Here is a 12076-nt window from a genome sequence, read left to right as displayed (position 1 = left end):
GCTACCCCGGCTTATTGCACAATGAACTCGGTGAAGAGTACATCGTTGATGGCCACTTCCGGCTGATTGACCGACATGGGTGCCTCGAGGGCCGCCACTACCTGATCTGCCAGGCGCTGCTTGCCTCCTGGCGAGGTCAGTTCACCGGCCTGCTTGCCGGAGAACAGCGTCAGCAGACGGCTACGAACCTGTGGCATATGTTGTTCGAGGATTGCCTTGCTTTCCTCGTCATCGAGCTTAAGCGTCAGGCCGGTGTAGAGTAACCGTGGGCCGTAATCGTCATCCGCCAGGTTGACGGTGAAAGGCTTGATCGGCATGAAGATTGGCGCTTTTGGCTCCGGCATGCCCTCGGTCTGCGTAACGGATTGGGCCTCGCTGTCTTGCTGAGTGAGGACCATGTAGATAGCCACCGCTGCCGCTGATGATGACAGGATCAGCAGCACCATCATCAACCACAGAAGCTTGCGTGAGCCACCACGGGATTTTGCCATTCTCTTTCCTAGGTTACAGAGTGTTGCCGACGCGCAGGCCGCAGTATGCGTGTTGCGCCGTGCTCATGAAGAAGGGAACAGGCTTGTCGATTGCGCCTATCTTGCTCGTTTGGCGCTCCAGAGGGGTGAGGCTCAGGCATAGAGGTCTACTCGGCCGTCCAGATTCAGTTCACGCGATGCCTTGCTCTGGGTCACCTCTGATGACCCGTCACCACTCTCGCCAAGTCCTGCCGATGCCAGCATGTTGCCTGTCTGGTGGGGAGCGCTGTCGCTGTTACCGTTTCGCTGTTCACCTACCGAGGTCTCACCCAGGCTGATGCCCTGTTCGGCGAGCGCTTCACGCAACTGCGGGATGGCCTGCTCCAGTACCTGGCGCACCTGGGCATGGGCAGAGATGAACTGCGCCTGTGCGCCGTGGTCGCCCATTTTCAGGGACACCGACAGCGGCCCGAGCTCCGCCGGGTGGAGCTTGAGCTCGACGCGCTGCTCGCCGCCCTGCTGGCTCAGGCGCACCAACTGCTGCCCCAGCTGCTGCGGCCAGGCGGGGCTGGTTACCGGCGCCGGCAGGCTGGCCTGGGCCGGCGTTGCGGAGGCACTGGTCATCGCCCCGGCCGTGCCGCCGCCCATCGCACCGGTCATGGTATTCGCTGCGTCCTGGCCGGCCATCTCGAGGCCACCGGTGGGCCCCGACGTCTCGCCACGCTGGGCCAGCAGGGCGTCGCCGGCGGTTGCGACACGCAGCACCTCATTGCTCGCCGCTGAGGCCTGGCCGGCGCCGGCCAGGGAGGGGGCGAGTCGTTCGGTCGCGGCAGCGCCTGCCGCCGCGCTCGGCTGGGGCGCGCGACGCTCGGCGGCGATCGCCTCGATCAGCGGATTGCTGCGCAGCGCCTGACCGGCCACTTGAGGGGCAGGGCCGGGGGTACCCGCCGCGGTGGGCGCGCTGGCACTGCCGCTGGCCGGGAACCCGGCGGCGGCCAGCGGCAGCAGCGCGAGAGCATCGTCCGCCTCTGGGCGGCCGGCCTGTTCGATCAGCGCGAGGCGCTCCTGCAGCCCGCCCCAGCCGCCGTTACCTGTCGCGTCGCTGCCGCCTGACCGCGGCCTGCCCTGCTCGAGCGACTGGAGGACCGACTCGACGTCTTCGGCCGAGAGACGCGACCAGGCGGCCCGGTTGTCCTCGGCGCCGAGCAGCGGGGCCAGGTCGGCGTTCTCGCCTATCTTCCCGTGCTCGACGTTGGTGTCGGTCGGGCCCGACACACTGGCCAGCCGGGCCTTGACCGCCTCGCCCCGCGTGGCAGCATCGGCGGGCGCATCACTCTGGCCGTTCGTCGCGGCCGCTGATGCTTGCGAGGACGACGCCTGTCGCGTCGGGATGCCGGCTTCCCTGGCCCCCTCACCGCGGGCCTTACTCGCACCGGCAAGGTGGCGGGCGAACTCGTTCCCCGGTGCCTTGGCTCCCTCGGACGAGACGCGGTTTCCGGTGGCATTTCCGGGGGCATTGACGAGCAACTGTATATCCATCGGCAGTCTCCTTGTGGCTCAGTGCTCGCTATGGGACGAGCGCTGGCGGACCAGTCGGTTATTGACCAGGTCGTCACTTGCGTGCTGTTCCCGGCGTTGTTCATCGCGGCGCCTGGCGACTTCCCGCCGTTCGGCGAGGGTGTCGTAGGACGACAGGCGCTGCTGCTGCTGCTGCCAATGCTGGCGAGTCCGCTCGACCCGCTGCTGCTGGGCGGCCAGCGCCTCACGGGCGCGCACCAGGGCGTCGTCCAGGGAGGCAAGAAACTGCTGGTAGTTACGCATGGTGGCCGGGTCGATACCGTCGCGCATGGCCGCATTCAGCTTTTCGGCATACTCCTGGCGATAGCGATGCAGTGACCCCAGCTGCTGGCTGACCTGGCTGCTGGTGCGCTGCTCACCGGCCAGGTTCTGACCCGCCTGATCCCGAGCATCGCGGGCGAGTTCGATAAGCGTGTCGAGTGGCGTGTTAGTTTGGCTCATGGCTTGCCTCCCACGACCCTGTCCAGCGCCTGACGAGCGCTTTCCAGGCTACTGTTCTCTTCGATGCGCTGCTGCAGAAAGCCCTCGAGTTGGGGGTAGCGCCTCACGGCGTCATCCAGCTGAGGATCATGGCCAGGATGATAGGCGCCGACACTGATCAGATCGCGATTACGCTGATAGCGGGAGAACAGTGACTTGAACTGCTGGGCTTGTTGTCGCTGCCGCGGGTCGATAATCGCGGTCATCGCTCGACTGATGGAAGCCTCGATATCAATCGCCGGATAGTGGCCTGCTTCCGCCAGGGTGCGAGAGAGCACGATATGGCCATCGAGGATGGCACGCGCCGAATCGGCGATGGGATCCTGCTGGTCATCCCCTTCGGTGAGCACGGTGTAGAAGGCCGTGATGGATCCTCCGCCACGCTCGGCATTGCCGGCGCGCTCGACCAGGTTCGGCAGTTTGGCAAACACCGAGGGCGGATAGCCCTTGGTCGCCGGCGGCTCACCGACGGCCAGCGCAATCTCGCGCTGCGCCATGGCGAAGCGGGTCAGGGAGTCCATGATCAACAGGACATTGCGCCCTTCGTCGCGGAAGCCTTCGGCCAGCCGAGTGGCGTAGGACGCTCCCTGCAGGCGCTGGAGTGGGGACGTGTCGGCCGGTGCCGCCACCACGACGGCCCGCCGCAGGCCTTCCTCGCCCAGGATGTTGTCGATGAACTCCTGGACCTCACGCCCGCGTTCGCCGATCAGGCCCACCACGATCACGTCGGCACGGGTATAGCGGGCCATCATGCCGAGCAATACGGACTTGCCGACCCCGGAGCCGGCAAACAGGCCCATGCGCTGACCGCGGCCGACACTGAGCAGGGCGTTAATCGCGCGGATACCCACGTCGATCTGCTCTTCGATAGGGGCGCGCGCCAGGGGGTTCAGGGGCGGTGTGGCAAGCGGCGCGCGGGGCGCCTCGGTGAGAGGTCCCAAGCCATCCAGAGGACTGCCATTGCCGTCGACGACACGGCCCAGCAGGCCTTCGCCGAGGGGAAAGCGCCGGGCACTTTCGTGTGCGCCATCGGCAAGTGGAAAGACCCGCGCCCCCGGCATCAGGCCGGTGATCTCGGCCAGCGGCATCAAGTAGAGCCTGTCGCCGGCAAACCCCACCACTTCGGCTTCGGCGAATTGGGGGCCTTCCTGGCGCCCGGGGGGTAGCTCGATCCGACAGGCATTGCCGAGTGCCACCTGCAGTCCCACCACCTCGATGATCAGGCCGGTGGCACGCACCACCCGACCGCTGATGCGATAGGGCGGCAGGGGCTCAACACGGGCGCACATGCCACGCAGGGCGCGCTGCCAGTGAGCCTGGTGAGGATTGGTGGACAGCGGTTCGGACACTAGGGAGCTTCTCCTTGCTGCTCATCATGGCCAGGGCTGCGATGCCGGACCTGGGCCTTGACGGCCTGCCAACGTGTCTCCCAGGTGGCATCAAGCTCGCCATTGGCGTTGGTGACTCGGCACCCGCCACGGCTGAGCTGGTCGTCCGGCTGCAGCATCCAGCCCGCCGCCGACAGCTCTTCGCCCAGATGCTTCTGCACCAGCTTGTGGTCCAGCGGGTGCAGCCAGAGACGCTGTTGGCCGATGAGCGGTGGCTCGGTGTGCAGCAGCGCGCGCACCAGCTCAAGCACCTGGCGCGGCCTTGCCTTGAGGGCTTCCCCGGCCAGTTGATGGCCGGTGGCCAGGGCCAGGTCGACCAGGTCCTGGGCAATGGACTCGTCGAGCTCTTCCAGGGCGGCGCTGAAAGCCGAGGCCAGGGAGACGAGGGGCTGGAGCGCTTCGGCAAGACGCGCTTCCATGTCGTCCTGGGCCTGCTGACGACCCTCTTCGAGACCTCTGGCGAGCCCTTCGGCATGGCCCTGTTCACGCCCTGCCAGCAAGCCTTCCTGATGGGCCTCCCGACGAACCCTCTCGCGCAGCGCTTGCAGCTCGGCCTGACGCTGGCGCGCCTCGCGGCCGTCGGCATCTTCCTTTGCCTGAGTGCCGCCAGGCGACTCGGGCCGTGAGGCCCGCCTGGGGCTCTGTAGCTCCCCCATCTGCCAGCGGCGCCAGGGCGTCTGGCTGTCCGCCATGCCGGCTTCACCACGTTCAGACATAGGTTTCGTCCCCGCCGCTCAGTACGATTTCGCCCCCGTCGGCGAGGCGGCGCACCACCTGCAGGATGGCCTTCTGTTCGGCTTCCACCTGAGAGACCCGGATTGGCCCGCGGGCTTCCATGTCTTCGCGCATCAGGTCGGCGGCACGCTGGGACATGTTGCGCATGAACTTGTCCATGAGGGTTTCCGGTGCCCCCTTGAGCGCCACCACCAGCGAATTGGTATCGATCTCCTTGAGGATCAGCTGGATGCTGCGATCGTCCAGGTCGATGAGGTTCTCGAACAGGAACATCTCGTCGATGATCTTCTGGGCCAGGTCCTCGCTGTGGGAGCGAACCGTTTCGATGGCGGCCTCTTCCTGGTTGGTGTTCATCAGGTTGAGGATCTCGGCAGCGGTCCGTGCGCCGCCCATCTTGCTGCGCTTGAGGTTCTGGCCATCCAGCATGTTGGTCAGCACTTCCGTCAGCTCCTGAAGGGCGGCGGGTTGCACGCCGCTGAAGGTCGCGATCCGCAGCACCACATCGTTGCGCAGCTTGTCGTCGAACAGTGCCATCACGTCTGCCGCCTGGTGGCGATCCAGGTGGATCAGCACCGTGGCGATGATCTGTGGATGCTCGTCGCGTATCAGTTCCGCCACCATCGAGGCCTCCATGAGGTTCAGGGCATCGATGCCAGAGCCGGTCCCGCTGGTTTCCAGCACATCCTCGATCAGGCTTGAGGCACGATCGCTGCCCAGTGCCTTGGTCAGCACCGAGCGGATATGCTCACTGGAGTTCAGGTTGAGCGCGATGAACTCCTCGGTTTCATCGTGGAAGGCCTGCAGCACCTGGCGCATATCATCGTGGGAAATCTGGTCCAGCCTGGCCATCTCCGTACTGATCTGCTGGATCTCGTTAGGGGAGAGGTACTTGAACACTTCGGCCGCACTGTCCTCGTCGAGTGCCAGCAGCAGGATCGCACTGCGCCGTGGGCCGCTCATCTCCTGGAGCTTAGTCATGCTTGTTCATCCAGCCGCGAACGATCATGGCCACCATGCGAGGATCCTCGTCGGCCATCTCGCGCAGGTCGTTGAGGTTGTCCTCGTAGGCCGATGCCTTGCGCTTGCGTCGCGGTTTGTCATAGGTGGATTCGTCTTCTCGGGCAGCGGTTGACGAGCCTTCCTCGTCATCCTCGCCGACCTTGGCCTGGAAGGTGGTGGAGGGCTGTGCGGTTGGCTGGGGAGGCTGGCTGGCCCGCTTGACCAGCGGACGCAGGATCAGCAGGTACAACAGCAGGACCGCCAGGCCCACCAACAGGTAGCGGCCCAGGGTGATGGCCAGCTGCTGGATCTCGGGTTCCTGCCACCATTCGAGGGGTTCGACCTCCGGGGACGTGCGAGCAAAGGGCCTGTTGACCACGGCAATCTCGTCGCCGCGGGCCTGGGAAAAGCCCATGGCCTGGCGGACCAGGCGCTCGATCTGGTCGATCTCGGCATCGCTGAGCGGGGCGGGCTGCATCACGCCCTGATCATCCGGCGTCGGGCGGTAATTGACGACTACCGCGGCCGACAGCCGCTCGACTTGGCCGCGACGATGCTGGACGTGGGAGATGCTGCGATCGACCTCATAGTTGATCACGTCGTCGCGATTGAGGTTGCGCGTCGCCGTCAGGGTATCCGCCTCTGCTTGCGCCTCTTCGGCGTTCGTCTCACCCTCCTCGGCGGGCGGGTTGGCTACCGGTGAGGGGGCGATACCGGGAGGCGTGTTGCTCAGTGCTCCCGGAATCCCGCTTGCCAGGTCGCCGTTGCCGCTGACGTTGACACTGCTCTGACGGCTGCGAACGGCGGCCTCGTTAGGCGGCTGATTGGGGCCATAGCGCTCCGAGGTTTCCTCGCGCCGTGAGAAGTCTACTTGGGCCGTGACCTGGGCCTTGACGTTCTGATGGCCCAGGATCGGCGTCAGTATCGACTCGATGCGGCGTTGGTAGGAGCGCTCTACTTCGGCAACATAGTCCAGCTGTGTGCCGTCCAGCCCCAGCCCATTGGCATCCGGCGTGGTCAAAAGTCGACCGTTCTGATCGACCACCGTCACGGCCTCGGCGGACAGATCGGGCACGCTGCTAGAAACCATGTGCATGATGGAGCTGATCTGCCCTTCGCCAAGGGTGCGCCCGGCATGCAGGGTCAGCACCACCGAGGCCTTGGCCGGCTCGCGGTCGCGCACGAACACGGACTCCTTGGCCAGCGCCAGATGCACGCGGGCCCGGTTGACCGGCCCCAGTGATTCCATGGAGCGAGCCAGCTCACCCTCCAGGCCACGCTGATAGTTGATCTGCTCGGCGAACTGGCTGATACCGAACGCCTGATTCTCCAAGAGTTCGAAACCGACGTTCCCGCCTTGGGGCAGTCCCTGTTCGGCCAGTTGAAGGCGCAACATGTGAACCTGATCACTCGGCACGAGAAGTGCCTGTCCGCCCTGGCTGAAGCGGTAAGGAATTCCGCGAGTGTCGAGCTCGTTGATGATGCTGCCGCCGTCCGCCTGGCTGAGGTTGCTGTAGAGCACGCGGTAGTCGGGACTGCGGGCCCACATGAGCAGAGCAACAATCAGCGCGATCGAGGCAGCGCCCGCGATCAGCAGGGCCACGAGGGGATTGCCACGTAGCTGATGTTTCAGGCGCGCAAGGCCGCCCGAGCCATGGCTGGCTTGGTTATCGGTGGCGGAGGCGCCACTGCTCATGCAGGCCACCAGGCATGGCGGATGCCGTGGTCGGAGGTTGTCAAGGAAGAAGGCATCGAGTGCTGTCCGTCCATCGCGATTGGCCGCCCCTGGAGTGGGCGTAACTTTGATGTCGGTCATTATCCGCTGGCGCTGTCACCCTAAAGGTCGGAAAAGCCCAGTTTTTACGGGGTAATTGCCCGCTTGGCCGAGTGCGTCGGGCTGGTAGTCTGGCGCTCCCTAGTCCCGTGACCCTAGATGCCAAGGTGGTAGTGATGAGCGTTCCCGCAATCGAGACTGTCCTCTCCCAGATGCAATCATTATCCAGTCAGGCCGCCTCACAGCCCAGCAGTGGTCAGCGGGTCGACACCCAGGTGGGGGCAGGTGGCTTTACTGGTGAGCTGCAGTCGGCCATCCAGCGCATCAACGAGCTCAAGCTTGATGCCGACGCCAAGGCTCAGGCCTTTCAGGCTGGAACGCCCGGCGTGGCGCTCAACGACGTGATGGTCGACATGCAGAAATCGAGCGTGGCCACCGAAATGGGGATTCAGGTGCGCAATCGCCTGGTCACGGCCTACAAGGATGTGATGAACATGCAGGTCTGATCAGGCCTCGAGTTTGATCAACCGGCCCCGCAACTCTTCCAGGCGTTCGGCAATGCGCAGCACTTCTTCTGCCGGGATCTGACGAATCACCTCACCGCTGTCGCGGTCGACGATGCGGGTTACGAGCCGTGACGTCGACTCGCGTAGTTCGAATTCGATGCTGTAAGGCCGCATCACTTCGTTGATGCGCTGCAGCGGTTCGACCAGGCTTGCCTGGCTGATCACATCCGTGCCACCCGCAGCGCTCTGAGCGCTTTGTGCGATCACTCCGTCCAGGGAGGGCAGATTGCCCAGCATGCTCTCCAATCGCTGGCGGGCCGACAGCGAGAGGGAGGCTGCGGTCTGGGGGGATACGGAGACATCGGTTAGCGGTTGCGGCATAGCCAGTTACCTTTCTTGTTTCGTTTTAGTCGGCGCCATGGCGCTGGGAAAAATAAGGTTCTTCGCAGATCAGCGTGATACGGGTGAGGTTCGTAGGAGCGCTGCTTGCAGCGCGATCCGCCGCGTAGCGGTGGCATGCCCTTGGCATCCGCCATGCCCACGGCCGGGCGCCTGTTGGCGCCTTCGCCGTGCCAGCACGGCTCCCACAACACAACGTTCAGGTCTCTGCTCTCCTGTAAACGACCGTTTCCCGGCAAAGTGCGATGAACCAAAAATAAAGCGCTCCACACGACCTATCGGCCATATGGAGCGCCGGCTTTAGCATCGACGCCCGTCCCCCATTCTGGCTCAGGCCGTTTCGGCGCTGCGTTCGGCGGTATTCTGGCCAGCCGTCCACACGGGCGATGACGCGTTGCTGACGGTGAAATGACCCACCAGCTTCGCCATGTCCCCGGCCTGTTCATCCAGCGAGCGACTGGCGGCCGCCACCTGTTCCACCAGGGCGGCATTCTGCTGGGTGACCTCTTCCAGCTGTGTGACAGCCTGGTTGATCTGCTCGATACCGGCCGATTGCTCACCGGTGGCGGCGGACATGTCGCGGACCAGCGCGGCAACCTGTTGGATGCGGCGAGTAATGGCCTCGAGGGTGTCGCTGGTGCTGCGCACCAGGGTCTCCCCCTCGTTGATACGTGCCACGTTGTTGGCGATCAGCTTGCGAATTTGTTCCGCCTCGCCGGCACTGCGGCTGGCGAGTTTGCGCACCTCCGCTGCCACTACCGCGAAGCCTCGGCCATGCTCACCCGCGCGCGCGGCTTCCACCGAAGCGTTGAGGGCCAGCAGGTTGGTCTGAAAGGCAATATTGTCGATCGCCTCCACAATGCTGGTCACTTCCTGATTGGCGGAGTGGATCTGCTGCATGGCCTGGCGTGCCTGCTCGGCCACCTGGCTGGCGTCGCTTGCCTGCTGGCTCACCTCGTCGGTCATCGTTTCTGCCTGGTGGGCGTTGTCGGCCGTATGCCGAACCGTGGCGGTGATCTGCTCCATGCTCGAGGCGGTCTCCACCAGGGAGGCGGATTGTTCCTCGGTGCGCTGGGCAAGGTCCTGATTGCCCTGGGCGATTTCCCCGCTGGCCAACTCGACCGAGAGGGCACTGCGCTGGATGTTGCTCACCAGCGTCTCGGTTTCTTTCGAGGCAGTATTAAAGGCAGCATATAGCTGCGACAGCTCATCGCTTCCTGGGACCGTCAGACGTCGAGTCAGATCACCACCTCGGCTGGCGATATCCTCCAGGGCGGCGCGCAGCGAGCGCACAAGGCTCTGAACGATGAGCGACGAGAAGAGGATGGCCAGGCCAGCGGCGACCAGCGAGATCACCAGGTAGCCGATCAGTTCCTGGCGTGCCTCCCCACGCAGGCTTTCCGCCTGAGCCAGCACGCCTTCGGCCAGGCTGTCCTCCAGACCCTTGAGCTGGTCGATCTTGAGAGTCTGCCGGTCAAACCATTGCTGGGGGTCAACGTCGTAACCTCCGGCGACGCCCAGGTCCAGCGCGATCTGGCGCAAGGGGGCAGCGCGTTGCACGTCCGCATCATTGAGGACCTCAGTAAGTTGCTGTCGGGTTGTGTCATTGGCCAGGGTGCGGAAGCTTTCCAGGTAGGCCTTCTCCTGCCCGAGCATCGACACCAGGCGCTGATGCGTCGCCGAGCGCATCAGGTTGGTGCTGAAGGCATTGGCCAGCAGGGCGCGTTCGATACCCGCGAGGTCTTTGGCCTTGAGTAGGGTGAAATAAGCGCCGAGACGCCGCGAGATATCGGCATCGGCGGTGAGATGTGTCACGCGGCCAATCATGGCCATCAGGGCGTTGTTGAGAGCGGTGTAGTGGCTCACCGCCTCTTCGGCGCTCACGTTGAGGCGTTTCACCTGCTGGCGTATGGCGGGTGTGGCTGACAATTGCTGCTCGATGTCGGCAGCCTGGCTGGCGAGTGACTCGTCTAGTGCCGCCAGGTCGAGGCTACCTAGCGTCTGTTGATAGGCATTGATGGCCCGATCGCTGGCATTGTGCTGAGCGCTCAAGCGGTTGCCGAAGGTCTCGCCTTGACTGCCGATGAAGCCGGACGACATGCCGCGCTCGCGCTGGAGCTCATGAATCAGATTACCGGCGTGTTGGGAGAGGGAGGTCAACGATGTCAATTCGACCATCTCGCTCGCCAGATGCTGTCGCTCAACAATGCCGTTGCCGGCGAACCAGGCCAGGGCCAATAGGGGCAGTAGCAGGCTGAGCAGGAATTTTCTGCGCATAGGAAGGCGGTGCAGCAAGTGCGTCATCGAAAGTCTCTCCAGGTGGCGGCGGCAAGGGCCGTTGGTCAATCGCATCGGTAAACCGAGCAGGGTAAGCTGGCGGACTTTCGCTATGGTTGTGTTTCGGTCTGGTGTCCGGCCTGGAGCCGTTATCGACACAAGGAAGGGGGGCCTTGAGCCGTTGATTGACCGGGAAGTCGGTTTCGTGACTTGGGTCAATCAAGTGCGATGTGTCAGGGCTCGGCATCGCCGAGCCCCGTCGTCGCATAGCGTGAGGTCAGAAGGTATAGCTGATGCCTAGCACGGCGACCGGATAGAAGGGCAGCTCGTCGGCATCGTCTTTGAGTGTCTGCTCTTCGCGGCGCAGGTCCTCGCGGAACTGGTCATTGCGGCTTTCGTAATCATTGGAGGTCCGCAGGTCTACGGCCACATCTACCGCCATGACACCGAACTCGGAGAAGACGCTCAGTCCCTGCGTGTGTGAGCTTCGCCACCCCAGCCCGGCATAGGGCTGGACGCCATCGGCAACGGTCAGCTGGCCATGGACGGTGCCGAGCTCAGCTGTGGTGTAGGTGTTGCCGTCGAATTCGAACACCTGGTTGTCCTTGGCGCTGCCGCGCACGTTGGCTTCCATGTCTGGCAGCATGGCCCCGGCAGTGACGTAGAAACGACCGCCGAAGGGGTGGAAGTCGACCTTCAGGGCAGCGGCAGAAATGTCCAGGTCGCCCTGGTAGTTCACCTCGTCAGTGTCGTAGTCGCCGTCCCACGCGAGGCCACCGGCGTACTGCGCGGTGATGCCGAAGCGTTGGTGCAGTCGCCAGCTGATATCTGCGCCGGCCCCGGTGGTTCCGGCCAGTGCGCTCACGGTGACGCGATCCTCAAAGGCCTGCGCTTGGCTCATGGTGGCGCCCAACAGTACGGCGGAGAGGCCTGCCGCCAGCGTCATTTTCATCGATGAATGTCCTTGTGTTCCCTTGTGCGTCCTGCCTGCTGCTTGAAGGCAGGGTGGGTGTCCCTTACACCGCCCCGCTCTTATCGGCAGAGGCATAAAAGACTTTAGAGCGCTGAAAGGGGGGCATTGGTGCGAGTCGAGAACGATGCCTGTGTCGATAGCGCGCGCCAACCAGGCGTTTACCTACCTTACCGTCACCATCCGTACTGGTATCACCGAATATCGACCGGGGGATGACAAGGATGGCATGCTGGTGTGGGCCGATGGGGCGTTTTATCGGGCTAAAGTCGTCGGGTCGCACCGGTGTGATGTCCAACATGCCCGATGGCAGAAGCAATGGGGTAGAATGCGCCTAGCACAACCCGTCGGAGGTAACGCAGATCGGCTCTGAGGACCGGTCTTTCGGCCACTGTCCATTGATCTGAATCGTTGAAAAACGGGCTATTCGTCTCATCAGGTCGATACACGTGTCTCGAAATCCGACCCTCTCACCACGCCCAGTCAACTCCGACGGGCGC

The 12076-nt window shown here is 64.0% G+C and carries 11 protein-coding genes; 1 reads left to right on the top strand and 10 read right to left on the bottom strand.

Annotated features, from left to right (window positions below):
- Positions 1-11 precede the first annotated feature (11 nt).
- The 7 genes from fliL to fliF form a co-directional block, all read right to left on the bottom strand.
- Positions 12-491, bottom strand: a complete 480-nt coding sequence (fliL, locus tag FHR95_RS01950; protein WP_183313148.1) for a flagellar basal body-associated protein FliL — start codon at positions 489-491, stop codon at positions 12-14.
- Positions 492-623: 132 nt separating this feature from the next.
- On the bottom strand, positions 624-2009 hold the full coding sequence (locus tag FHR95_RS01945) for a flagellar hook-length control protein FliK (RefSeq protein ID WP_183313147.1): 1386 nt from the start codon (positions 2007-2009) through the stop codon (positions 624-626).
- A gap of 18 nt (positions 2010-2027) precedes the next feature.
- Positions 2028-2489 (bottom strand): flagellar export protein FliJ, encoded by a 462-nt coding sequence (gene fliJ / locus FHR95_RS01940; protein ID WP_183313146.1) that lies wholly within the window; start codon positions 2487-2489, stop codon positions 2028-2030.
- Positions 2486-3817, bottom strand: coding sequence for a flagellar protein export ATPase FliI (fliI, locus tag FHR95_RS01935; protein WP_183313380.1), 1332 nt, complete (start codon positions 3815-3817; stop codon positions 2486-2488). The genes fliJ and fliI overlap by 4 nt, the downstream gene beginning before the upstream one ends.
- 59 nt (positions 3818-3876) lie before the next feature.
- A complete protein-coding gene (locus FHR95_RS01930; RefSeq protein ID WP_246378312.1) occupies positions 3877-4632 on the bottom strand; it encodes a flagellar assembly protein FliH in 756 nt (251 codons plus the stop codon).
- On the bottom strand, positions 4625-5629 hold the full coding sequence (fliG, locus tag FHR95_RS01925) for a flagellar motor switch protein FliG (RefSeq protein ID WP_246378311.1): 1005 nt from the start codon (positions 5627-5629) through the stop codon (positions 4625-4627). Before fliG ends, FHR95_RS01930 begins: the two co-directional genes overlap by 8 nt.
- Positions 5622-7346, bottom strand: a complete 1725-nt coding sequence (gene fliF, locus FHR95_RS01920) for a flagellar basal-body MS-ring/collar protein FliF (RefSeq protein ID WP_183313145.1) — start codon at positions 7344-7346, stop codon at positions 5622-5624. The genes fliG and fliF overlap by 8 nt, the downstream gene beginning before the upstream one ends.
- A gap of 254 nt (positions 7347-7600) precedes the next feature.
- Between fliF and fliE the strand changes: the two genes are divergently transcribed.
- Positions 7601-7930, top strand: a complete 330-nt coding sequence (gene fliE / locus FHR95_RS01915; RefSeq protein ID WP_183313144.1) for a flagellar hook-basal body complex protein FliE — start codon at positions 7601-7603, stop codon at positions 7928-7930.
- Here the strand turns inward: fliE and FHR95_RS01910 are convergent, their stop codons facing one another.
- The 3 genes from FHR95_RS01910 to FHR95_RS01900 all read right to left on the bottom strand — a co-directional run bounded on the left by FHR95_RS01910 (position 7931) and on the right by FHR95_RS01900 (position 11558).
- Complete coding sequence (locus tag FHR95_RS01910; protein WP_246378308.1) at positions 7931-8227, bottom strand: flagellar protein FlaG; 297 nt, start codon at positions 8225-8227, stop codon at positions 7931-7933.
- A gap of 432 nt (positions 8228-8659) precedes the next feature.
- Positions 8660-10633, bottom strand: a complete 1974-nt coding sequence (locus tag FHR95_RS01905) for a methyl-accepting chemotaxis protein (protein WP_246378305.1) — start codon at positions 10631-10633, stop codon at positions 8660-8662.
- Positions 10634-10883: 250 nt separating this feature from the next.
- The gene (locus FHR95_RS01900) at positions 10884-11558 is read right to left on the bottom strand and encodes a hypothetical protein (RefSeq protein ID WP_246378302.1); all 675 of its coding nucleotides are present in this window, start codon (positions 11556-11558) and stop codon (positions 10884-10886) included.
- Between the last annotated feature and the right edge of the window lie 518 nt (positions 11559-12076).

It is taken from the genome of Halomonas fontilapidosi, from assembly GCF_014192285.1.
Taxonomy (GTDB): Bacteria; Pseudomonadota; Gammaproteobacteria; order Pseudomonadales; family Halomonadaceae; genus Halomonas; species Halomonas fontilapidosi.
This window is presented reverse-complemented; position numbering and strand designations above follow the sequence as displayed.